The following is a 24,764-nucleotide window of genomic DNA, read 5'->3' as shown; positions in this document are numbered from 1 at the left end:
AATCAACCCAGAGAGGTTACTCTATCAAAGCCTGGAATCCCCCCAAAAACTGGGTTTCTCCAGAACGAATCGCACTACTAATCACATAAGACACGGCTTTTGCGGGGTCTGGAAGCGCTAAATATTCACTCCCTTCATCAACTAAATTTGCCTCCCATTTCGACCCTTCCTGAACTCCAGCCACGCGACTATAAATTAGTTGCCCGCTGACTTGTTCCGGTGGACTGGGGGTCTTATCTCGGGGTAAAGCTAAATTACCCGTCGTTAAAAGTTGCTGCCATTCTTCTAAATTGGGGGCACGTTCGGTTCCATTAGAATCCGTTTTAGCATACAGGGCTAAGGATGCTAAATACACGGGACCATCACTCTGTAATCGCAGAAAGGTAGAACGTCCATTAATGGGTTTTTCTAAGCCTTTTACGGGAATTGGATGATTCATTAACATCCGACTTTCTCCCGGGGGAATGACTAAGGTTTCGGGTAAATCCGCTTGTCTGATTCCCCGCAATACATTATCAACGGCTCGAATTCCTGGCCCTGAATAAATCTCCCCATTAGGATTATCACTCATGGCCGGTTTTTCTTTAAAAGGAGCATCAGGTTCTAGTAAATAACTCGCACCTTCGGGGACGGTTACCGTAACAGCTTCCGCGCCAGGATTATTGACTAAAATCCCGATATAGAGGGTTTGTAAATTCGGGGGAGTATGGGTAAAATGGTGAGCAAATAGCTCAAATTTATCGTTAAACGCAAAGTTGAGATGGGCGGCGGGGACTTGTTTGCCTGCTGGGGGAAAGGTGGAGAGTAAAATGCCTTCAACTTTGACCCATTCTGGGCTATTACTATTAAACATGGGGACTTGATCTAATCCCCCCGGGAGCGATCGCACGACGTTGGATTTCACAATTTCTTGAGGGGATGCCGCTTGTGCTGAGTTGGGCGGTTTACCATCAGGAATTCCCGCATCAATTCCCGGGGAGTTGGGGTCAGCTTTCGTAACACAGCCGCCTGTCAATAGCACTAATAGCCCACAAAACCCTATAGCACTCAACCGACTGACCGAAGTCTGCATAAAATTTAAGGCTCAGTAATTAATAGTTCTATTATAGAGCGAGGCTAAATCAGTTTGGCAAGGGATAACCGCCCGAAAAGGTTGGAGTAGCGCACATCTAAGCAATTCCCCCGACTTTGCATTTTGCTCGCTATTTTGATGGGAGAGGGAAAGGCTTTTACGGGGAAGAGAGTTGTTGCCAGCGCAATACATAAATGGGAACCTTAAACCATAAGTTGTCCGGTTCGGGAACCGTAACTTGAATCACTTTAAGATAGCCCGGATCGGCTTCAATCCAGGTAAAATTCCCGAGATAAGCTAAGATATGTTCTCCATCTACGGTAACTGCTAAATCCCCCGGTTGAATGGTATGATGGTTTAATTCGTTAATACTGGTGGCTTGTTGTCCTCTTGTGGTAAAATTGCGATATTCATCCCTTAAGGCATCGGCCCCGGCATCATACCACCAGAGTTCTATTCCCTTTCTAACCAGTGCAGGATTGAGGGTTTTGAGGCCGATTTTCCAGTTCGCTTGAATTAAACCTTGGCGGACTAATCCGGAACAGTCAATTCCCAAATGGTTTTCGCCACCCCAAAGATAAGAAGTGCCATCATAGCGTTGGAGTTCCCGGATATAAGCGGCTTGTAACATCTTTTTATCCGCAGGATGTCCGGGTAAAATGAGAACAAGACTTAAGGCGATCGCCAGGGATAAGTTAACGTAGCGAACCGGCTTTTTATGCCAATATAAAAATAACCACCCGCCCCAGAGTAATAGCCCGAGGATGAGGGTGGTTAATCGCATGATGCCGTAACTAATGGGCTGAATTAACAGGACAACCAATAACGACAGTAAAACATACCAGAGGGTAAATAATTGGCGTCTGGTAATCGATTTGAGAACCATATTGCGATCGCCATAGAAAAAAGGATATAGGGGAAGTCAGTGGAAAATCCCCCATTCAAGGCGTTAGAAAATAGCTGACTGGATCGACTCAGCTTCTGGACACATAGATGACTGTAATTAATAAATTTAAAGGTATCGAGGACGCCGTTTCAACCGGGTTAACTCCTCAAACTTATCGGTAATCCAGATCGAGGGATCAGTTTCAAGGAGAACCCGGTTGGAATGGGATTAGCGGACTAAGGTGAGTTCTTTTTCTTCCACAACCGATACTTGGGGTTCGGTGTCTACTGTGGAGAACACTTCCGATGGCATAATCAACTCATCGGTGGAGGAAAATTCTGGATGTTCGGGACTGCGATCGCCTGCCAGACGACGGATTGCCAAAATACTAGCACCGGCTGTCAATGCTGCACCGCCTAGGAAAATGGCTTTCGGGATTCCTGTAGAATTGGATAGCTTTTGACTCGATAGAGTTCGTCCTTTAGCGAAAGGACAGCCTGATGCTTGTGCCTCGGAGGTCATTAAAATTCCCGTGGCGATCGCTGCAGTCGAAAGAATTCCGGCTAAAACGTGTTTGGGTTTCATCAGCAATTTTTTAAAAGAAATGACAACGCTTTTACCTATTATGTACAAAAATTTTAAAATGGCAAGGTCTGTCAGGGAACCCCCACAATTTCTGCAATTTACACAGTGGACTAACTGGGGTTCTAGGCGGCAGCGATCACCCCTAATGGAGTGAACGAGGGCAGAGTTAACGGGATTGAACTGCTAAAGTCTTGATTGGCATCTGTCTTTCGGTTGATTTTGGGACAAGTTTCCCGGGTTGTTAGTTAGGGACATTATCTACCGTAAAATTAAACGCAAGGGAGAAAACCTGCCGGTAGTTCGATGCCGCTTGGGATGCACCCCTGATGATTTGATTCAGTGGGGGCTTAATGTTTCGGAATAGGATAGACAGGGGTTGAATCTTTCTGATTCGACCCGGGGTGACTAAAAGACCTCTTACAAAATAGCGGATTGATCCCCCCAACCCCCCTTATTAAGGGGGGCTTTTTAGAATTGGGCAAGAGGTCTAAAGAGAGGAAAATTTATAAATCTTTACTTTTTTAGATTTTCAGTCGCTCAACTCTTGCACGATGTAAGGGTCTTGCTAGGTCAATTGGGGTTCTATAGAGTGTAGAAAAATGATAGAGGAAGTCGATGACCGTGAGAATAATTTTGTTTGATTTTGATGGGACGATCGCTGATACCCTAGATTCTATTGTAAAAATTACCAATCGGTTAGCTGGAGAGTTTGGATATAAAAAAACGACTCAAGAAGATGTCGAATATATGAGAAATATGAATTCAATGCAAATCATTAAAACTTCGGGTATTCCTATTTTTAAAGTACCTTTTTTATTGCAAATGGTCAAATTAGAATTAAATCATGAAATTCAAAATTTAAAGCCTATTCCGGGTATTTTAGAAGCTTTGCAACATTTAAGCAACAAAGAATATAAGTTAGGAATTGTTACGTCTAATTCTTTGGAAAATGTCAAGGGATTTTTAGAAAGAAATGAAATGAGTAAACTTTTCAGTTTTATTCATGCGGGTTCCACCTTATTCGGAAAAAATAAAGCCATTAAAAATTTCTTAAAAAAAGAAGGAGTTTCCCCAGAAAAAGTAATTTATGTGGGAGATGAAACCCGAGATATAGAAGCGGCTAGAAAAGCTAAAATCAAAGTTATTGCCGTGAGTTGGGGATTTAATTCTAAAGCGGTTTTATCTAAACACAACCCTGATTTAGCGATTAATAAGCCCCAGGATTTAATGGAGGCGATCGCCCGCTTAGAGTAAGCTTAGGAGACTTTGATTATTCAAATGATTCTCGGATGCTTTTTTTGAACTCAAACTGGGGGGCAATTCACCACTCAAACCGCTCTCAATGATGTACACTAAAAATCTAGGTTAGACTTGGGTCTCAAAATCCACCGGGATATCGATACCGCATTTAATCCATGAGACTGTTACCCCAGTTAAGGACTAGATTTGGTGTGGGCGTCTACGGAGTGTGTTCAAAAACTCGGTAACTCTTCGTGGGATATAATGCTGTAAAGATGTGCTGGGAAGATGAATGTAAACGGAGTTATTTTCCCTTAACTATACTTTACTGTGAAACCAAAACCTATTGATAATTTTAAAATTGAAGTGGATAGTTTATCCAAACCTAGAAATCAGAATTACCGGAATTAGGGAATAATTAATTTTAAAATGGGTGCAGAAACAGGAGAAATTATGGCAGATATCAATCCCGTCAATTGGTTACAAGAACGAACGGCATTGAGTCGTTTATCTGAACCCGTATTAATTGCGATCGCCCAAGTTATTGAGGAGCAAATCTTCCCTGCAAACGTGGCGATCGCTGAACAGGGGAAAGCGCCCAACGGATTCTACATCCTTCGAGAAGGAGAGTTACAAACGTCCCTAAAAAATGCCCCCCGTTCCCCCAATGAATTGAGTCCCGGTTGCACCATTAACTTGCGGGCATTACTCTTAGAACAACCTCAAGAACAAACGATTTTAACCGTCACGGAATCTAAACTCTGGTTTGTCCCGGCGGACCAAGTTCAAGAATTAGTTCGGCAATACCCAGAAATTACCCAAACCCTGACCCGACAACTCGCCCAAGAACTAGCGGAGGTGTCGAATGCTTTAACTTATGAACAAGAAAGACAAGATGCTTTACGTCCCTATTTTGTTAACAAAGCAAAACGGGGAATTGTGGGCAGAAGTCGCTATGCCCAACGTCTCAGACAGCAGATTAGAGAGGCGGGGTCTGATAGGCGATCGGTTTATATTTTCGGGGAACCGGGATTAGAAAAAGATAATATTGCTGCCCTGATTCACTATGGTTCCCCCCACCGACGGCAACCCATTGTCAAAATTGACTGTGGGATTCTCCAAAAAGGGGGGGCAGAACTCTTTGGACGGGCGGGAGGGAAACCGGGACTGATTGAATGGTTAGGAGAAGGCACACTCATTTTAAACAAAATTGAGGAACTCCCTTCAGAACTGTTTGAGGCGATCGCCACCCTCTTTAAAACAGGCACTTATACACCCGTTACCCGAGAGGGGGATACTCCCGCCGCCCCTAAATCGACCCCGGCCAAAATTCTAGCCATTGCAGAAAAACATCTTCCGGCGATCGCCCCGCATCTGGATCAAACCCTCAAAGTGCCTCCCCTGCGAGTCCGAAAAGCTGACATTGGCGCTCAAGTCGAGTATTATATCAGCTTGTACTGTCGTGCCAAAGGGCTGAGTAAACCGAAACTCACTCCTGAAGCCCTCCGTCGCCTGCAATCTTATGATTTTCCGGGCAATATTCGGGAGTTGCAAAACTTAGTAGAACGGGCGATCGTCCAGTCAGATTGTGCCCGAGAATTAACCGAAGAAATTTTCTGGTCTGCCCAAGGGAAGAAAAAGCGATTTCGCTTCAATTTACTGAATGCTTATCCCCAATTACGGCATTTTCTGCGGAGTCCTTGGTGGCCCGATCGCATTAATTATGGCTTTACTGTTGTTGCCTTTGCCCTAGTTATCGCTATTTTATTTATCGGTCCACAAACCCGCGATCAAAACTTTGCCCTCAACTTCTTTTGGGCCTGGTGGTGGCCGTTAGTTCTATTCGCTTTTCCCTTTGTCGGTCGCTTGTGGTGTGCCGTTTGTCCCTTCATGATTTATGGAGAAATTACCCAAAAAATCTCCGAAAAGTTATTAAAACACAACCTCAAACCCTGGCCCCGACAGCAAGCGGAAAAATGGGGCGGCTGGTTTCTGTTTGGCTTATTTACCCTAATTTTCCTTTGGGAAGAACTCTGGCATTTAGAAAATACTGCCTATCTCTCCGCCTGGTTACTCCTGTTAATCACCGCTGGGGCAATGATTTGTTCCGCCATCTTTGAACGGCGGTTTTGGTGTCGCTACCTCTGTCCCATTGGCGGCATGAATGGACTGTTTGCCAAACTTTCCATGACGGAATTAAGAGCACAACAGGGAACCTGTTCCGCCGAATGTACCACCTATCAATGTTATAAAGGCGGTCCACAAAAAGGAGAAGGAATGGAAACCAATGGCTGTCCTCTCTATTCTCATCCGGCTCAATTAGAAGATAACCGAGATTGTGTTTTATGCATGACCTGTTTAAAAGCCTGCCCCCATCGATCTGTTGAATTCAACTTACGACCACCGGGAATTGATTTGTGGACGACTCATCAGCCCCGTAGCTATGAAGTTGCCTTGTTGCTGTTACTTTTAGGGGGAATTTTTCTACATCGGTTGCCCGAGATTAATGCAGTTTTAGGATTAGGGATTGACTTAAGCCAATTTTGGCCCCATTTGGGATTGTCCCTAGGGGCATTAGGGATTCCTGCGGCAGTTGTGTTACTTGCCGGGGTGGCGATCGCCCAATTCAACCGCACCTTCAAATCTAAACCCTTTGTTCAATTAGCTTATGGCTATTTGCCCTTAGTTTTAGGGGGTAGTTTAGCCCATTATTTGCGCTTGGGATTAGGAGAAGCGGGACGGATTTTACCCGTTACCTTTGCCACCTTTGGGTTGAGTGGGGAAGGATTGCCCGTCTGGATTGCCCATCCCGCAGTGATTGCCTTTTTGCAGGGAACCACCCTCATTGCTGCCGTGGGGTTCAGCATTGTGTTAACCCAAAAAATTGGCCGAGAGTCCCTGCGATCGCTGCTTCCCCAACATTTAGTCACCCTTGGATTAGCTTTGGGGATGTGGGTTATTATCGTTGGGTAAAAAAGATGGAGATGCATTCGCAGCCCCTCTGGAGTCAGAATTAAATCAGGAGTAACGAGATCGTGCTCGATAGTCTCATTAAAATTACCGTGATCGGCGTCGGGGGTGGCGGGTGTAATGCCATCAACCGGATGATTGCTAGTGATCTGTCTGGGGTAGAATTTGTAGGGATCAACACCGATGCTAGAGCTTTAGCCCAATGCCGTGCCGATCGCCGCATTCAAATCGGGCAAAAACTCACCCAGGGGTTAGGAACTGGGGGAAATCCCCTCATCGGACAAAAAGCGGCAGAAGATGCGCGCAGTCAAATTGCCGCAGCGATGGAAGGGAGTGATTTAGTCTTTATTACCGCAGGCATGGGCGGGGGAACTGGCACTGGGGCCACTCCCATTGTCGCGGAAATTGCCAAACAGCAAGGGGCACTCACCATTGGGGTCTTGACTCGTCCCTTTGCCTTCGAGGGGAAACGGCGGAGTCATCTTGCCGATGAAGCAATTACAGCCTTACAAACTCGCTTGGATACGGCGATCGCCGTTCCGAATGAGAAATTGTTATCGGTGATTTCTGACAATATGCCAGTTCAGGATGCCTTTGGTGTGGCGGATGATATTCTGCGCCAGGGAGTACAGGGGATTTCCGATTTAATTGTGATTCCCGGGGTGGTGAATGTGGATTTTGCCGACGTGCGATCGGTCATGAGTCGCGCCGGAACTGCGTTGCTGGGAATCGGAATTGGACAAGGGCAATCTCGCGCCAGACAAGCGGCGATTTCGGCGATGTCGTCTCCCTTTTTAGATTGTTCGATTAATGGGGCCAAAGGGGTTGTTTTTAACATTACCTGCGGCATGGATCTCACCTTACATGAAGTGAATCTCGCAGCGGCAGAAGTCTATAACGTGGTGGATCCGGATGCAAATATTATTTTTGGTGCCGTGATTGACGATCGCCTGCATGGCGAAATGAGAATGACCTTAATTGCCACCGGATTTTCCAATCAAGAATCCCAGGTTTCTCTTCCCCAAACCCGGGTAGTCCCGACTCCCCCCCCTCAAACTCGCGTTGCCAAACCTCCACTCCCCAACCCTCAACCGGAAATACCCCCTCAAAGTTGGCCCGGATTGGACCTGCCTGATTTTTTCCCCCCTCGGCGGGGGAGATAGGGGATTGGGGAGGATTGGGGAGATGGGGGAGATGGGGGAGATGGGGGAGATAGGGGAGATGGGGGAGATAGGGGAGATGGGGGAGATGTTCAAAGTCATGACTTCAGTCGTTTCTTCTCCTACATCCTCCCTATCCTCCCTATCCTCCCCATCCTCCCCATCCTCCCCATCTCCCCTATCCTCCCCATCCTCCCCATCTCCCCTATCTCCCCCCCGATTCCAAGGCGTCCAACGGTTCTAATCCCATTAGTTGCAAGAGGGTTTTCCATGCTTCTTGATTAGAGTGTTCCTCAAGGGGGAGGGGGCTCAGGTCAGCTAAACTGGTGAAGGCATCCATCCAGAGTCCCGCTTCAGCATAAAGTTGGGGATGACTATTGGGAGAGGTATTTTGTAACTGAGTTGCCAGATTCCCCGAGAGTGGGAGACGCTGAACTGTTCCGGTTAAGGTGAGATTTTGGGATGGAGAGAGGGGATTACAAATAATTGAAAATGACCACCGATAATTTTTTTGAATTTCTAAGGGTTCTAGGTTAATAAACCCGGGAAGTTGCAGGCGAATTAGGCCAGGATTTCCAGTGATGGCAAATCGGAGTTTATAAAATACTTGATCGCTGTCGTTGAATAAGACAAATTCAGCATTTTGCGGCGAAGTTTTGGGGAGATAAAAGAAAAAAGAGGGAAATCCTTTGACTGTTGAAATTTGATTTTGATTCGGCGGCAGTAATGGCCTGAAAGAGGTATCCGTTGTCCTCGCCCCGGGGTCACAGGCATTAGTTTCTTGTATTGGGGGACTTTGAGTAAGCTGGGAAGGCAGAATCCTTCCACTCAGTTCGGTGGCGATCGCTCTTGTTGGCAACTCACAAGCCCCCAAGATTAAAAGCGACACCCAATAAGTCACCCTGATCATTCTGCAAAGCGGTGTCTGCAACATAGTGGTTCTTTAAGAAAAGTGCGACAACAACGGTAGATGGATTTATTCTAAGCCCTCGGTCGGATGACATCGATTTGCATCCTGGGTCAGACTATACCGAATTCTTGTTAAATTGGAGTCCTACCCCTAGTGTAGCAACAGATAAGGTTTGGAGATTGAACCGTTTTGCATTCAACCCCGTCAAAACGATAAGGAGTCCGGCATCCTTTATCGAAAAAGCACATTTTTATCCCTCTCCTGCATCCTTAAAATATTGGAATTAACTTCGGCTTAAACAATTACGGTCTGCTAACCGATCATTATGCGGTCTCAATCTCCCCTATTCATTCGTCAAGGGTCCCCGCAGCAGTGGGATAGTCCAAGTCAGCACAACCCAGGTAACCGATCGCTGGGAATCTCCATGAGAACCGGACGGCTGTTCTTCTGTATGGCGATCGCGGTGGGATTAGTCGGGTGTCCCAGCCTTTTTAACCGAGAGGCGGAAGGTCAACCAGCGACTCCAGGTGGGTCCAGAGAACGACAAAGGGGGCCGAGTTCTCCCAGTGTCGAGGTGGCAGTCGCCCAGACGGACAGCTTACGCGAACCCGTGGTTTATAGCGGCAATACCGAACCTTTTCGAGAGGTTTCTGTCCGGGCCCAAACCGAAGGACGCTTACTGGATATGACGGTAGACCTAGGCGATCGCGTTGAACAAGGAGAAATTGTTGCTCAACTCGATGGCACCCTCCTAGAAATCTCCCTCGGAGAAGCTGAAGCTGAATTAGCCGCCCGGGAATCCGATGTGGTCCGCGCCCGCAATGAGGTCAGAAATGCCCAAATTCAGGTCGATCAAGCCCTGGTGGAACTCCAACAGGCTCAAAAAGATGCAGAACGGTTTCTCGCTTTAGCGGCTGAAGGGGCGGTTTCTCGTCAACAGGGAGAACTCGCCCAAACCGAAGCTGAAGTCGCAGCGCAAACGGTGCGATCGGCCCGAGAACAGATTCTGATTGAACAAGAATCGGTGAGTAGTGCCGAACAGCTTGTCAAGGCCCAACGGGCTGTAGTCGCCCAAGCCCGAGAACGGCGGTCTTATGCCTTTTTACGGTCCCCGATTACCGGCGTGGTTCTCGATCGCCTGACGGAACCGGGAAATCTCGTCCAACCGGGTGGGGATGTGTTAAAAATTGGCGATTTTAGCCAGGTCAAGGCGATCGTTCCCGTGGCTGAACTCGCCTTAGCCCAGGTTCGAGTCGGACAAGCCGTTACCGTCACTTTAGATGCCTTGGGGGGGGAAGTGGTTGAAGGGCGAGTCAGCCGCATTTCTCCGGTCTCTAATGTGGAAACGCGACAAATTCCTGTAGAAGTGACCATTCCTAACCCCGATGGCCGGATTGGAAGTGGGTTGCTGGTTCGGGTCACCTTTGATACCCAAACCACAGAACGAGTGGTGATTCCAGAAAACGCCTTGCAAGGGGAAGAGGAAAATACCGTGTTTGTGCTTAAGGAGGCAGAGGGGACCGCCACCGTGGAAGCGCGAATAGTCCAAATTGGGGAACGCCTGAATAATCAAGTGGAAATTCTCTCGGGACTGTCCCCAGGGGAACGCTATGTGACCCGCAGCAGTCGCCCCCTGTCCAGTGGGGATGAGGTGCGCTTGAGTGCCTTGTCAGAATCATAAATTAGGCGCGGGTTTCCTCCCCATGCTGGGGAATTGAGGCGATCGCTGGGAAAAAAGCTGCCATCATAATTCATCCTAATTGTCAATTGTCACTTATCAATTATCACTTATTAATATGAATGGATTCAGCATCAGTGCAACCGCAATTCGTCAGCATATTGGCACTTTAGCCCTCACCACTACGGCGATCGTCCTAGGGGTGTTCTTCCTCACGTCGATTCAAGTGGATCTGCTTCCGGCGATTACCTATCCTCGGATCGGACTGCGCTTAGATGCGCCGGGAATTTCCCCTGAAGTGGCGATCGAAGAGATTACGAAACCCTTAGAACAAGCCCTGACTACCACAGAAGGAGTGGTTCAGGTTTATTCCCAAACCCGGGAAGGGCGGGTCAGTGTCGATTTATTCTTTGAACCTGGGGGCGATGTGGATATCGCCTTGAATGAGGCAACCGCTGCTTTTAACCGTGCCCAAGGACGTCTCCCGGATACGGTGGACTCACCGCGATTGTTTAAGGTGGACCCGTCTCAGTCTCCGGTTTATGAGTTTGCCTTACGGTCTCCCTCCTTAAAAGATGTGGATTTGCGGGTGTTTGCGGATGAGGAGTTAGCCCGAGAGTTAGGGGTTGTCCCTGGTGTGGCATCGGTGGATGTTTCCGGGGGCATTACGGAAGAGATTCAGGTTCGCATTGACCCGGTGCGATTACAATCCTATGGACTGGGGTTAACTCAAGTTTTGAATGAGTTGCGCGATCGCAATATTGATGTAGCGGGGGGTCGGTTATCCGGCGGAAGTGAAGAACCCCTGACTCGCGCCCGGGGACAATTTGAATCCGCTGAAGAGATTGCCAATTTGTCGTTTGAAATTCCCAATCAAGGTCGAGTCTATCTGCGAGACTTTGCTGACATTATTGATGGTACTGCCGAACGGTTGGTGTTGGTGACTTTGAATGGCGAACCCGCTGTGAAAGTGAGCATTCAAAAACAACCCGATGCGAATACGATTACGGCGGTAGAGGGGGTCAAACAGCGACTAGAACAGTTGCGTCAATCCGGGGTAATTCCCCCAGATATGGAAATTTCTACGACTTTAGATGAGTCAATTTTTATTAGAAATTCCATTTCTAATGTTGCAGTCTCTGGGTTGACTGGGGCGGGACTCGCGGCGGTTGCAGTGTTACTGTTTTTAGGGTCGATTCGCCAAACAGTGATTATTGTTTTATCCATTCCCTTGGCAACCCTGAGTTCCATTGCGGTTATGCAAATTTTTGGACTCTCCTTAAATGTGTTTAGTTTAGGAGGATTGGCCCTGGGGGTGGGGATTGTGGTAGACAATGCGATCGTGATGTTAGAAACGATCGCCGAAGGGGTGGGGATGACACCGGGGCAAACTCAGCAAAAGAAACGGCTGACCTCCTCCAAGGCGATCGCCCAAGCAGAAGCAAGCAGCCGGTCTATTGAGTCCGCCTTATTCGCCTCAACCACCACTAACCTGGTTTCTGTCTTACCCTTTTTACTGATTGGCGGGCTGTTTTCTCTCCTCTTTAGCGAACTGATTTTAACCATTAGTTTTGCCGTTGCTTCCTCCTTACTGATTGCCTTAACCGTGGTTCCGATGTTGACCTCCCGCTTATTAGCTATTCGCTATACCAGCGGATTAAGTCAATTCTTTTTAATTCGGCTATTTAATGCGGGATTTAATGGATTTAGTCGGATTTATCAATGGATTTTAAAATGGGTTTTACGATTGCGCTTGATTGTCATTGCTGTAGCTATTATCGGGTTAGGCGGAGGAAGTTTTTGGTTAGCCGGAGGGCTTCCCCAGGAAATTTTACCCCAGATTAATACCGGCCAAGCTCGTTTATTTGCCCAGTTTCCACCGAATACAACGGTGGCTCAAAACCTCAAAATCATGGCAAAGGTTGACGAAATTTTACTGAATCAACCGGAAACCTTGAACGTATTTACCACCGCTGGAGGGTTTCTCTTTGGTACCAGTGTCTCCCCCAACCCTCTGCGGGGTTCGAGTACCATTTCCTTGAAACCGGGTACGGATATTGAGGCTTTTATTACCCGAGTTAATGGGGAATTTGAAAAGCTCAATCTGGTGGATACTCGCTTAAGAATGAGTCCCGAAAGTGTCCGGGGGATTATTCTGACTAACTCCCCGGTTCGCGCCGAGTTGGATGTTACCTTACAAGGTTCCGATGTTCAAACCTTAGAACAAGTCGGAAAAGAAGTCCTAGCCGCATTGGATGAACAAGTTACTTTAGCCAGTTTTCGTCCTGATGCAGACCCCCAACAAACTGAGTTACAAATTCGCCCAGATTGGGTGCGGGCTGCTGAATATGGGTTGTCAGTTAATGACATTGGATCAGCGATTCAAACGGCGATTCAAGGGGCAGTTCCCACTCAACTTCAACGGGGCGATCGCCTGGTTGATATTCGTGTTACTTTACCGGATAATGTGGTTCAACGGGTCACTCAGTTAGAACAATTACCCCTGTTAGTGGGGAATAATCGGTCTATTCGGTTGCAGGATGTGGCAACGGTAGAACGGGGAGAAGCACCCGGAGAAATCCAACGAATTAATCAGCGTCAGGTGTATATTATTGGCGGTTCTTTGACCGAAGGTGCAACCCTCGGGGCGGCCAACGCCCAGATTGCTGAGGTCCTGGCAGGCATTGATTTTCCCCCAGGAGTGAGTGTGGTTCCTTCTTCTTCGGCGAAAACGAATCAAGAGTTACAAGACTCGCTCAAACTGTTAGGAGGATTAGCCGCCTTTCTGGTGTTTGTAGTCATGGCAGTTCAGTACAATTCCCTCGTTGACCCGTTGGTGATTATGCTCACCGTTCCCTTAGCATTAGCAGGAGGAATTGCTGGACTTTATGTCACTCAAACTCCGGTGGGCGCAACGGTATTAGTGGGAGCAATTCTGTTAGTGGGAATTGTGGTGAATAATGCCATTATTATGGTGGAATTTGCCAACCAAATTTATAAAGAAGATGGGATTAACCGACGGCAAGCCATGTTGAAAGCTGCACCCCAACGCCTGCGCCCAATTCTGATGACAACGATTACCACCGTGTTGGGAATGTGGCCCCTAGCGGCAGGAGTCGGGGAAGGGTCGGAATTTTTACAACCTTTGGGGGTTGTAGTGTTCTCCGGGTTATCTTTAGCGACGTTTCTAACGTTGTTTATTATTCCCTGTTTTTATACGTTGCTTCATGATATTTTCGGGGGCAGACGTCCGCCGTTAAGCCCGGATGAACTGGAAACGGTGTTCCAAGACTCTCCAGATTTGGACCCTGTGCCTTCTCCTTCTGGGGTAGACTGGCGATCGCCTGAACCGGAGATGTAATACGAAATCCAGTTGTCAAGGGTTTGCAAAAACCCGCAGGCTGAATAAAGCCTGCGGGTTTTTATAACCATTTACCAACCCAATTCCGTATTACGCGAGGTCGAACAACAACACTTCAGCCTCATCCGACCCAACTAGGGTAAGGGTTTCCGGCGCGGAACAGGCGACCCCATACCCGGTTTTTAAAGGCAGATCGTTCAGGGTCAGGGTACCCCGGGCGACTTGTAGCCAAGCATGACGGTTGGGGGGAATGTCATACACCACGCGATCGCCCTCATGGAGGATGGTGGCATACAGATTCACATCCTGATGGATAGTGACGGAACCCTCCCGACCATCCGGCGACCCGATTAACCGCAATTGGCCGCGTTTTTCCGCCTCAGAATAGTGTTTTTGTTCATAGGAGGGGGGGAGTCCTTGTTGACCCGGTAACATCCAAATTTGCAGCAGATGCACGGATTCGGTCCGGGAATGATTAAACTCACTATGTGCAACTCCGGTTCCCGCACTCATGCGTTGAACTTCCCCGGGAAGAATCACGGATGTGTTTCCCATGCTGTCTTTATGTTCTAATCCCCCTTCTAGGATATAGGTGACGATTTCCATGTCGCGGTGAGAATGGGTGGGAAAGCCACCCCCGCCACTCACCCAGTCCTGGTTAATGACCCGCAGAGCACGAAATCCCATGTGCTGAGGGTCGTAATAGTTGGCAAAGGAAAAGCTATAGTGGGTTTTGAGCCAGCCATAATTGCCTTGTCCTCGTTCTTCGGCTTTGCGTAGGGTTAACATGGGTTCCTCCAATGCGATCGCGACAGGTTTTATGGAATTTAGATGCTTTACTTATTACTTACTTTAGAATGGGTAAAGTCGATTTGTAAAGTATGCACTTTTAAGTGGGTTAGTTCCCAAAAAGTAACAATGGAAGCAAAAGCGGAAAGCAAAAAACAAGTTGGGTGTCCGGTAGAAACCACTTTAGCGATTATTGGGGGACGATGGAAAGTATTAATTTTGCAAGAGCTATTTTCGGGGGTAAAACGGTTTGGAGAATTGCATCGCGCTTTGGATGGAATTACTCAAAAAATGCTGACTCAGCAACTGCGAGAACTGGAACGGGATGGAATTATTAACCGGATGGTTTATGCGCAGGTTCCGCCGAAAGTGGAGTATTCTTTAACGGAATTTGGAATGACTCTTAAACCGATTTTAGATACAATGCACGAGTGGGGGGTCCGCTTTGAGGAAGCACAGCACCCTTGAGAGGCGATCGCCTCACTCTACCCAGAACCTTGACCCAAACCGCGACGGAATTAAGCACAAACGACTCGATTGCGCCCTCCAGCTTTTGCGACATATAGGGCTTCATCGGCGTTGGCAATGAGTTGAGCCGGTGTGGTTTCCGCAGTGGGAATTAGGGTGGCTACTCCTAGACTCATGGTGATGTAAGGATTGACTTTTGATTGGGCATGGGGAATCTGTAAAGCCGCGACTTGAGTGCGAATTTGTTCGGCAAGTTCTAAGGCGTTTTTTAAGTCTTTATTCGGCAATACGGCGGCAAATTCTTCTCCGCCATATCGGGCTATCAATTCAATTTTGGGGTTGATACATTGATGCAGGGCTGCCGCTACCCGTTGCAAACATTCGTCACCGGCTTGATGTCCATAGGTATCGTTATAGGGTTTGAAGTAGTCAATATCGCACAAAATGAGGGAGAGGGGACTTTCTGCTTCTCGTCGCCACTCGTGATTTAGAAATTCATCAAAACAACGACGGTTTGCGACTTGAGTTAAGCCATCGAGAGAGGCAAGGCGATGTAATTCTTGATTAGCAGCTTGCAATTGTTCAAAAAGGGTGGATTGTTGGATCGCGATCGCCACCTGAGTGGCTAATGCTCGAAGAAATTCGGTTTCCCAATTCTGCCACTGTCGCGGACCTTCGCAGTGATGAGCAATCAGCAATCCCCACAGTTGGTTGTGATCTCCGGAGGAATTTTCTACCCAATCTTCTTCGGAATGAGCTTGTAAATCTTCATTTAATAAAATCGGGACGACTAAATTGGCTTTAACTTGAAATTGGGTTAATAAATTGCGATGACAGGCACTGATGGGTTCAGTATAAATATCAGCAGTGGCTTTGAGACGACCTTTTTTATAAAGTATAGCCTGACTTTCTCGAAAGCAGGGGTCAAGAATGGTGAGGTTAAGAATTTCTCTAACGCCAGTGCTACAGGATTCGACGACGACTTTACCACTCCAATCCGGGTGAAAGCGATAAATAATCACGCGATCGGTATTTAAAAATTGTCGAACTTCGGCAACGGTCGTGTTGAGAATTTCTTGGAGATTGAGAGAAGAACGAATGCGATCGCGCATGGCAGACATGACTCGTTCTCGTTCGAGTTGCAATTGCAGGGCTTCTTCAGCTTCAACTCGGCTAGTAATATCGCGTAAAATGACGGTAAACAGTCGTTCTGAACCGACTTCTAATTTAGAAATGGAGGCTTCGGCGGGAAATTGACTGCCATCTTTGCGGCGTCCAAACACTTGCGATCGCGTCCCCATTGTCCGAGATACTTCTAAGGTATGGCAAAACAGTTCAATATACTGGTGATGCTGCAAACGCAGATTTTCTGGTAACAGCAAATCCAAGGGTTGTCCCATCACTTCTGCGGCGGTGTAACCAAAGATTTTTTCCGCCCCCTGGTTAAACAGTTGAATCCTTTGAGTTTCATCAATGGAGATAATCGCATCGTCGGCACTATCCAAAATCCCTGCTAGACGGGCTTGAGACAGGCGCAGGGCGGCTTCTGTATGTTGGCGTTCTAAAATTTCCCGTCGTAATTGTTCATTCGCTTGCTGGAGTTCCGTGGTACGTTCTTCGACTAATCCCTGCAAGGCGGCGATCGCTGCATCCATTTCAATCGGTGTACATCCTTGCAGTAAACTGGTTTGGGTGATAATTCCCTGGATCGCATCCCCCTCATCAGCAACGACTAATCGTCGGACTCGATACTCGCGCATTAATTGATGAGCAGTCCACAGGCAATCCGTCGGTTGCACCAACAACAGGGGCGAACTCATCACTTCCGCAGCGGTGAGTTTTCTCAGATTGAGCTCTAATGCCTGGAGTTGGAGGATATCTCGTTCGGTGACGATTCCTATTGGGATAGGCATTGCGGACCGTTCTGAGGTCCTCATAGGGTCATCGCTGGGGCGATTCTGGGCGATCGCCACGCAACTCACTCGATGGATGCTCATTAAGGTGGCTAATTCTAGTACCGATGCTGAGGGCGATGCCGTAATGACTTTGGGGTTCATCACTTCCACCACCCGTCTCAAACGCATCCAATCTGCCGGTTGGATAATTTCCCGAATGCTCTGGTAAGTAATTGTTCCCAGTAATTTTTCATCCGGATCCACGATCGGCAAATGGCGAATCTGTTTCTGGCGTAACAAATCCAGCAGGTTAACGAGATTGGGAAGGTGCTCCTCCTGTAAGATAAACGGCCTAGGAGTCATTAATGCAGAAATCGGTTGTTTACTAAACGCTTTGGTGAAGGAGTCGATTTCAATATCGCCACTCTGTGCCGTCAATTTCACCACATCCCGTTCCGTAAATATACCCAGTATTTTATCGCCTTCTACCACGATCGCGCAGCTCGATTTGACTTGGCTCATCAGCACGATCGCCACGCTTACTGGAGTATCTGGCGTGACGGTTAACGGATGGCGGTCAATAGCTAACTGTACAGAAAAAGCGGTACTTTCAAGCATAAATTAAAGGCATTTAATAATTCGGCGCAGTCTCTTCCTCAATTGCATGGTTTATCTTGACTGATCCTGGGTTGTTTGGGAAGGCTGATGAAAATTGAGGGCCAATCTCTTAATTCTCTAGTGATATTGTATTACTTCAGAGGTACCTTTCTGCCCGAGGGCTGTCATGTTATGGGTTGTCTAATCAGAACTCTAGGTCTGTTTATAGAGTCTACTCCAGCCAAGCTCAATCGTCAGATGCAGTCAATTTCCCGCTGGATGCCACTCTCCTGAGTCGTTCATCCCACCAGAGAGAGACCCAATTCTGAGATTTTCCTCGGTTACAATCGGCGATCGCCTTGAGTCCAATCACCCGTCACCCCAGATCCTATCGTTGGAGAGGTTTCAAATGCCTAAAGTTCCACCCTTATTCCTCGCGACTGCCACTACCGTTCTGATTGGTTTAATCGCACTGGTGTCCGCTTCGGCACCCTGGCGTCCCGTTAAATCGGGCATTCTTTTTGGCATTAGTGGTATCGCCCTCATTGAGCACTCTCTGGATGGGATGGGATGTCCCCCAAACACTTGTCTTGTAATCGTTCATGACAATAAAATAGAGGGAGACGGTCGTATCGCTATTTTAACGGTTCAGGGACAAGATTCTTTAGAATATTTACCCAGACGGTGGCCTGATGGTGCAGAATGGCCGATCGATTTAGAGGCGATCGCGCGGATTCCAGAGAGTGAAGACTCGGCTTTTATGGCCGTCACCAGTTCCGGACGAGTTTATCATTTCACCCTCGATTCCACGGGGACAATTCAACTGGTCCACATCTTTTCGCTTCCGGATTTGCCCAAAAATACTAATTTAGAAGGCTTTGATTTACACCGAATTAATGGGCAATTGTTAGCAATTTGGAGTCACCGGGGGAGTTCCGATGAGTCCGGGGTAATTTATTGGGGGTGGTTTGACTCGAACGGATACCAAATCTCTCCCCAAGGATCAGCGGTCATTACCGTTCCTTGGCCGGAGGAAGATGTTCGTCACATTAGTGACTTAAAGGTTAATAATGCGGGAATTCTCTATATTAGTTCCTCTCGCGATCCGGGAGATAATGGACCTTTTGATTCTGCTATTTATGCCGCTGGTCTGTTCTCCATGAACGGGGACCAGGTAGAATTTCGTCCCACTTCTTCTTTCGCTCCTCTTTATCGCGTTAACGGCCATAAAATAGAAGCCTTAGAATTTTTACCGGGCCTTTCGGGAGGCAAAATTTTCGGGACGGATGATGAAAATCAAGGGTCATCTCTGTATATCAAGCGTTAGATTTTTCTAAGCGCTAGGGTGGGTATTTAGAGGAATTTTATGCTAAAATAAGGGCAGGGATAAGATGAAATCCACCCCTGAACTATTATGGCTATCACTCTGAGCAAAGAACAGTTAATCCACGAGATAGCAGGTATTGATCGCCGTCAAAAAGGTACGGTATTTTCTTCCGAAGTCATTGGCAAAATATTGGGACATCCCCAACCTTGGAGAACTCTCAAAAAAGACGAACTCATTCAAGTTTTAGAGGCTTGGAATCATCTCTTAGAGTCTTGTCCTAAAACAGCGGATTGGAAAAGGATAGAACGGGGCGATCGCCAGGTCTCTTTACTCGCTGACGGGCATCCCTGGGTAGACTATTTTGGATTTCCCTCTCTCAAAAGTGCGGAACTATTTTTAGAGGAAGTTTTACCCCATTGTGACTGGGCGATCATCCGAAAAAGTGGCAAGCGGGTTAATGCCAGTTTTGAGTGCAAAGTATGGGGATTAATTCCGGACTCCTTGCAGGCGATCGGCCCTCAACGATTAGAAGTTTGTACCCGATAGAACCATCAGGGTTTGACTGGAAAATCTGAGTAGGACCAGATCCGGTTCCCTCCCCGGTATCTTGGGGAGGGCGATCGGTTTCGACTTTTCTATTAAAATCATTGAGGTGTGTTCCAGGAGGAAATCGATAAAATTGTTCCTATAAATATGAAAAAATGACTGATTTGGAATATAATTTATTTTAATAAAAGACATGAAATTTAAGACAAAAATCCAACCCAACCTAGAAAAAGATGCCCCCTTGGCGGCGCGGATGCGACCCCGAGTTTTGGAAGAATTTATTGGACAGGACCATATTTTAGGGCAAGGACGGTTGCTGCGTCGCGCCATTCAGGCAGATCAACTCTCTTCTTTGATTTTTTATGGTCCTCCCGGGACTGGAAAAACTACCTTAGCCCGGGTGATTGCCAATAGTACCCAAGCCCAATTTATTGCTATTAATGCCGTGCTTTCTGGGGTGAAAGAGATTCGGGAGGCGATCGCCACTGCCCAACAGCATCGCCAGGAATCTGCTCAACAGACGATTCTATTTGTAGATGAAGTCCATCGGTTTAATAAATCCCAACAGGATGCGCTTTTACCTTGGGTAGAAAATGGTACAGTTATTCTGATTGGGGCAACCACAGAAAACCCCTATTTTGAAGTGAATAAAGCCTTAGTCAGTCGATCGCGAATTTTTCAACTGACTCCTCTAACTCCCACGGATTTACAGCACATTTGTGAACAAACCTTAACCGATGGCGATCGCGGGTATGGACATCTCAAAGTCCATCTGGATCCGGAGGCAACCCGTCATCTTGTTGATGTTGCCAATGGGGACGCGCGATCGCTCTTGAATGCCTTAGAATTGGCCGTAGAAACCACTCCCCCGGATGACACCGGCACAATTCATATCACCTTGGAAGTGGCGGAAGAATCCATACAGAAACGAGCAGTTTTATACGATAAGGAAGGAGATGCTCACTTTGATACCATCAGTGCTTTTATCAAAAGTTTACGCGGTTCTGACCCGGATGCGGCCCTGTACTGGTTAGCCAAAATGGTCTATGCCGGGGAAGATCCACGGTTTATCTTCCGCCGAATGTTGATTTTAGCCAGTGAGGATATTGGACTGGCGGATCCCTATGCCGTGGTAATTGTCAATGCTTGTGCGGAAAGTTTTGATCGCGTGGGAATGCCGGAAGGACGGTATCATCTAGCCCAAGCTGCGTTATACTTAGCCACCGCTGCTAAATCTAACAGTATTATGGGCTTTTTTGATGCCTTAGCTACCGTGGAAAAGGAACGTGAGGCAGAGGTTCCCAGCCATTTAAAGGATGCTAACCGGGATAAAAAAGGGTTCGGACATGGTGCAGGATATTTGTATCCTCACGCCTATCGAGATCATTGGGTAGAACAGCAATATTTACCCCAAAGTTTGCAGGGACAGGTATTTTATCAACCCTCTAATCAGGGGAAGGAGGCAGAAATTGCCACCCAGGTAGCGCGACGCCGGGAAGCGCAGTTGGCAGCAATGGTGGAAGGGGTGGGAGTAGCCCCCGCAGAGGTTCTCACTTATGGTCCTGGCGATCGCATGGTCGATCGCTGGTTACAGCGTACTTTGGGACAAGTGGGCGATCGCCTCGGACAGGTGCGCGATCGCCTTTTTGAGATGGCGCAACCCCAACGCCATCATCTGATTCTGGATTTGAACGCCCAAAGTGGGTTACTCACTTGGGAGGCAGTTCGCCGAGTCCCAGAAGGGGGAGTCTATGCGATCGCCCGTCAGGGGTCAGAAGTGAGAGCATTGACAGAACAATCTACCGCTCTGCCGGAATTAATGCGTCCGACGGTGATAGCATCATCTTTACCCCAAATCAGCCAAACCCTGGACCAGCAAGCCCCTGGGGTCAAATTTGACCGAATTCTAGGCAGAAATGCCTTAGTTCAGGAACGGGATAAAATGGCGATCGCCCGGAATGTGGCCTCTCTGCTATCCGAGTCGGGATGGTTAGTGTTAGGCGAAACCCTGCCGCGTTATACTCAGCGCTTATATCGGTTGTTAGGGGGGAAAGGACTCAAAGGGAATTTAGGCGATCGCCTGATGGCAGCAGAAGAGGCAATTTATCAAGACTCTACCGATCCGATGGTGAATTGGGATGCAGCAGATTTGCAACGGGATTTAGAATCCCTGGGGTTTCGGGTCCAGTTGCAAATCGAGCGATCGCACCAGGAATTACACATTACTTCCCCGATGCTTGATCGCTGGTTTAGTCCTTCTCAGTCGGAAAAACCTAGCTATGGGGACCGATTGGCACAAATGCTCTCTGTCACCGAGGTTCAGGCAGTCACCGAGGCATTCCAGCATCATCTTCTCCAGCAAACCGTGCAATGGGAAAGTGCGATCGTCTTCATCTGTGCCACCCTGGAATTTTAGCCCCGGATGAGAGTTCAACAAAGGGGAAAACTCTCTAAAAATCAGGTCCATTTTTCCTTAAATCCTTGCCCCATCACAATCAGTCCCGGCCAATATAGGTAGGCTAAAATATCAATATTGTCTCCCAAAGAAAACAAAAATAAAACTGTTAAAATTGCTAACCCAATTCTTGACGTTTTATGAGTAAAAGCTTTAATTCCTAAATCCAGAAAGCTTAAAAAAAACCCGATGGCTAAAGCACTAAAAGCAAAGATTCCATGTATATAAAGAAGGCCCAACCATGTATGATGAGTGCCGACTGGCACTCCGCCAGTGACTGGGGGACCTTTCGGGCTGAGGACCCCATGACCCCACAGGAAAGCATCCCGTTCCCATTGCTGCTTAGCCATTTCTCTTAATGCTTTTCGGACTATAGAAGATCCCGGACGAGCATTATGAAACCGCTCTTTTAAGCTGGTTATGACCTGACGCACCCAGGGTAAAATCATTACGAACAAGGGGGTGAAAAATCCGGCGCAGATTTGAAACCAGGGGTTAAAACAATGAGTTAAGCACCAGATAAAAATGGGGACACAAGGCAATGTGACCATCGCCATGCGCGACGCCGAGGCAAAAATCATTGCGACGGCACCCATGATTCCCAGAAAGCGCCATTTTAGATTGGGTTCTGCCAGGGCCAACCATAAATACATATTCCCAACTAACCCTAAAGCCGGTGACCAAGGGGTAAATAATACTAATCTAACTTCATCTACATCTATGAGATAGCAGAGATGAATCGTCGAAACAAGTGTACCTCCACCAAATATTTTAAATGGAGAGACATAAGTCAGTTCAGGAATATTGACGAGCGCCGCAACCCGAAAAATTGGGGTGATGATGAGGCTCTGGAAACAAAGAATACAGGCGGCTCTATAGATAATTTCTGGTCTAATTTTCAACTGACCTGCTAAGGTAAATAAGATAAAAATGCCCCAGCCTGGATACCACCAGAATACTGTAGATTCAAAGAGTTGTCCTAGACCTAAGCTATTATCAAAATGTCCGATAATTGAAGAAAATTCTATGGTTAGAATGGCCCCAATCCATACCCAATTTAACGGAGAAAATACAATTTTTTCCTCCGGTGGGGTTTTGTCAGTTTCTTCCCACCATTGTTTGAGGACACAAAAGGTTAAATAAGTTCCGAGGAGGCTTGCTGCTACATACTGAGCGCCCAGTAAGTACAGAAGGTAAGTAAAAATAATATAATACCAAATTAGCGCTTCGGGCAAATTTTCCGGATGAATGGAGGAATGCTTCATAAAGACAAATTTAAAGAAACAAGGGGGATAGGATACTGGGGTTTAGGAAGAGGGGGGGTTGATGTGAATCCGGCGATCGCGAACCCATAACCCGAAAAGGCCGGATGTTAACAAACCAGACCCCATTACCGTCGCTAATAGCAACAATTTCTTAGGTGCAGTAGGTTGATCGGGTAAATTGGGCTGGGTGAGTAGTAACATCGGTGGATAGGACACCGAAACATTTGCCTGACTGAGGTCAAGTTGAGTTAACATTGAGGAAAAAACAGCTTCTGCAATTTGGACATCCCTTTGAATATTATCTAACTGAGTCTTTTCGATGGAAAGCCGAGACAGACGAGTTTGGTTGTCAATCAGTTGTTGCTCCATCTTCTGCAATTGCGCTTCGAGTCCCCGGTATTGGTTTTGAAACATAATCAAATCTTGTAATAATTGACTCCGTTCGGCTCTTTCTGAATTATTCGACGGTATATTTAATTGTTTTAATTGTCCCAACTGCATGGGACGTCCTAGTAAGAACTCACTCCGTTGCAGAAGGGCCAATTGCGTTGCCTCCCATTCCTCAGTTTTGGCAATTAAAGCCGGATGTTCCGGACGAAACCTTGCACTTAATTGCACGCGATCGCTACTCCCTTGACTGTAGGCCCTTAAATATTGTTGAAATATCGCATCGGATTGCAAGGTAAAGGCATCCCTCGCTTCTTCAACAGAAATTCCCAGATCGGCGGAAAGTTGTTGTAACCGGGCTCCCACTTGTTGGAGTTCCGCAACTTGTTCATCCCGTTGTCGTCTTAACTGCTCTAAATTAATCGATACATCGCGAATTTGGTCATTATCTAGCAAGATTGATTCCCGTTTATAGTCAGATACCCGCTTCTGTGCATCGTGCAATTTATGTTCTGCAAAGTCAAGAGTGGAGGTCAAGTTACGCTCTTGTTGTTGAATTTCTTCCTGCCTGAGTTGCTGTACCCTTAACTCTAAGGCTGCTTGGAGAGCAAATGCCTTTTTCTGGGCTGATTCAGGACTATTGGACTCCATTTGAAACTGAATAAGGGTGCTGTTGACTAATATCTGTACCCGAGGACGACCAAGTTGATTTTTAGGAATATTAAGTTGACTGGCTGCCATTTCAATCACTTCATCAGTCCGGGCAATCAATTTATAGCTTTCTCGGGGGTCAGCAACATTACTATTATAGGGAGATTCTACGTTGGAAGTGGCTTGTCCAATTCCAGGTAAATAAACATAAGACGATAATTTGGGACCGGGAATTGAAATGCTCCACTCACTGCGATACGTCGGTGCAACCTGTTTGGTGTAAAAAATTGTGGTACTAAAAATACCGATATTTCCTATCAATCCAAATAGGATATAAATCAACAATTTATACTGATTCGGATGAACTATGAGGTTGGAATTCTTTTGGGGAATAGCCAAAACATCTATTTTTTGTTGTTTAAGAAAAGTAGAAAATATATTCATGATGACCCATTTATGAGTTTCATAACTTGGATGAATGAGATAAAAAAAAGGTTGATTTTTGATTTAAAACCTGATAAGT

Annotated in this window: 17 protein-coding genes; 9 read left to right on the top strand and 8 right to left on the bottom strand. The window is 47.0% G+C overall.

Annotation, left to right across the window (positions count from 1 at the left end):
• Nucleotides 1–16 precede the first annotated feature (16 nt).
• The 3 genes from NG796_RS16350 to NG796_RS16340 all read right to left on the bottom strand — a co-directional run bounded on the left by NG796_RS16350 (nt 17) and on the right by NG796_RS16340 (nt 2,543).
• Complete coding sequence (locus tag NG796_RS16350) at nt 17–1,072, bottom strand: DUF3370 domain-containing protein (RefSeq protein WP_261207902.1); 1,056 nt, start codon at nt 1,070–1,072, stop codon at nt 17–19.
• A 157-nt stretch (nt 1,073–1,229) separates the two neighbouring features.
• The gene (locus tag NG796_RS16345; RefSeq protein WP_261207901.1) at nt 1,230–1,958 is read right to left on the bottom strand and encodes a C40 family peptidase; all 729 of its coding nucleotides are present in this window, start codon (nt 1,956–1,958) and stop codon (nt 1,230–1,232) included.
• 228 nt (nt 1,959–2,186) lie between these two features.
• Entirely contained in the window at nt 2,187–2,543 is a 357-nt protein-coding gene (locus NG796_RS16340; RefSeq protein ID WP_261207900.1) for a hypothetical protein, read from the bottom strand.
• Nucleotides 2,544–3,158: 615 nt separating this feature from the next.
• On the opposite strand from NG796_RS16340, the gene NG796_RS16335 reads away from it, so the two are divergent.
• The 3 genes from NG796_RS16335 (at nt 3,159) to ftsZ (ending at nt 7,915) form a co-directional block, all read left to right on the top strand.
• Nucleotides 3,159–3,797, top strand: coding sequence for an HAD-IA family hydrolase (locus tag NG796_RS16335; RefSeq protein ID WP_261207899.1), 639 nt, complete (start codon nt 3,159–3,161; stop codon nt 3,795–3,797).
• Nucleotides 3,798–4,211: 414 nt separating this feature from the next.
• Complete coding sequence (locus NG796_RS16330; protein WP_411268815.1) at nt 4,212–6,755, top strand: cyclic nucleotide-binding domain-containing protein; 2,544 nt, start codon at nt 4,212–4,214, stop codon at nt 6,753–6,755.
• A gap of 44 nt (nt 6,756–6,799) precedes the next feature.
• A complete protein-coding gene (gene ftsZ / locus NG796_RS16325; protein ID WP_261207905.1) occupies nt 6,800–7,915 on the top strand; it encodes a cell division protein FtsZ in 1,116 nt (371 codons plus the stop codon).
• A gap of 202 nt (nt 7,916–8,117) precedes the next feature.
• On the opposite strand, the gene NG796_RS16320 is transcribed toward ftsZ, so the two are convergent.
• A complete protein-coding gene (locus NG796_RS16320) occupies nt 8,118–8,813 on the bottom strand; it encodes a DUF928 domain-containing protein (protein ID WP_261207898.1) in 696 nt (231 codons plus the stop codon).
• A 334-nt stretch (nt 8,814–9,147) separates the two neighbouring features.
• On the opposite strand from NG796_RS16320, the gene NG796_RS16315 reads away from it, so the two are divergent.
• Together NG796_RS16315 and NG796_RS16310 are read left to right on the top strand one after the other, a co-directional pair.
• A complete protein-coding gene (locus NG796_RS16315) occupies nt 9,148–10,503 on the top strand; it encodes an efflux RND transporter periplasmic adaptor subunit (protein WP_261207897.1) in 1,356 nt (451 codons plus the stop codon).
• Nucleotides 10,504–10,618: 115 nt separating this feature from the next.
• A complete protein-coding gene (locus NG796_RS16310; RefSeq protein WP_261207895.1) occupies nt 10,619–13,861 on the top strand; it encodes an efflux RND transporter permease subunit in 3,243 nt (1,080 codons plus the stop codon).
• Between the two features lie 90 nt (nt 13,862–13,951).
• Here NG796_RS16310 and NG796_RS16305 read toward each other — a convergent pair whose 3' ends face one another.
• Nucleotides 13,952–14,650 carry a pirin family protein gene (locus NG796_RS16305; protein ID WP_261207893.1) on the bottom strand — a complete coding sequence of 233 codons (699 nt, stop codon included), beginning with the start codon at nt 14,648–14,650 and terminating at the stop codon, nt 13,952–13,954.
• Nucleotides 14,651–14,779: 129 nt separating this feature from the next.
• Here NG796_RS16305 and NG796_RS16300 point away from each other — a divergent pair, with 129 nt between their 5' ends.
• Nucleotides 14,780–15,118, top strand: coding sequence for a winged helix-turn-helix transcriptional regulator (locus NG796_RS16300; RefSeq protein WP_261207892.1), 339 nt, complete (start codon nt 14,780–14,782; stop codon nt 15,116–15,118).
• Between the two features lie 50 nt (nt 15,119–15,168).
• Here the strand turns inward: NG796_RS16300 and NG796_RS16295 are convergent, their stop codons facing one another.
• Nucleotides 15,169–17,631: a diguanylate cyclase domain-containing protein gene (locus tag NG796_RS16295; protein ID WP_261207891.1), complete on the bottom strand. Its 2,463-nt coding sequence runs from the start codon at nt 17,629–17,631 to the stop codon at nt 15,169–15,171.
• 388 nt (nt 17,632–18,019) lie between these two features.
• On the opposite strand from NG796_RS16295, the gene NG796_RS16290 reads away from it, so the two are divergent.
• From NG796_RS16290 to NG796_RS16280, 3 genes are all read left to right on the top strand, one after another.
• A complete protein-coding gene (locus NG796_RS16290) occupies nt 18,020–18,937 on the top strand; it encodes a hypothetical protein (RefSeq protein ID WP_261207890.1) in 918 nt (305 codons plus the stop codon).
• A gap of 87 nt (nt 18,938–19,024) precedes the next feature.
• Nucleotides 19,025–19,483, top strand: a complete 459-nt coding sequence (locus NG796_RS16285; RefSeq protein ID WP_261207889.1) for a hypothetical protein — start codon at nt 19,025–19,027, stop codon at nt 19,481–19,483.
• A gap of 193 nt (nt 19,484–19,676) precedes the next feature.
• Nucleotides 19,677–21,899: an AAA family ATPase gene (locus NG796_RS16280; RefSeq protein ID WP_261207888.1), complete on the top strand. Its 2,223-nt coding sequence runs from the start codon at nt 19,677–19,679 to the stop codon at nt 21,897–21,899.
• A 41-nt stretch (nt 21,900–21,940) separates the two neighbouring features.
• Here the strand turns inward: NG796_RS16280 and NG796_RS16275 are convergent, their stop codons facing one another.
• Both NG796_RS16275 and NG796_RS16270 read right to left on the bottom strand, forming a co-directional pair.
• Nucleotides 21,941–23,203 carry an O-antigen ligase domain-containing protein gene (locus NG796_RS16275; RefSeq protein WP_261207887.1) on the bottom strand — a complete coding sequence of 421 codons (1,263 nt, stop codon included), beginning with the start codon at nt 23,201–23,203 and terminating at the stop codon, nt 21,941–21,943.
• Nucleotides 23,204–23,245: 42 nt separating this feature from the next.
• On the bottom strand, nt 23,246–24,685 hold the full coding sequence (locus NG796_RS16270; protein WP_261207886.1) for a GumC family protein: 1,440 nt from the start codon (nt 24,683–24,685) through the stop codon (nt 23,246–23,248).
• Nucleotides 24,686–24,764 lie beyond the last annotated feature (79 nt).

Source organism: Laspinema sp. D2d, from assembly GCF_025370755.1.
Taxonomy (GTDB): domain Bacteria; phylum Cyanobacteriota; class Cyanobacteriia; order Cyanobacteriales; family Laspinemataceae; genus Laspinema.
The sequence above is the reverse complement of the archived record's forward strand: the minus strand, read 5'-3'. Positions and strand labels throughout refer to the sequence as shown.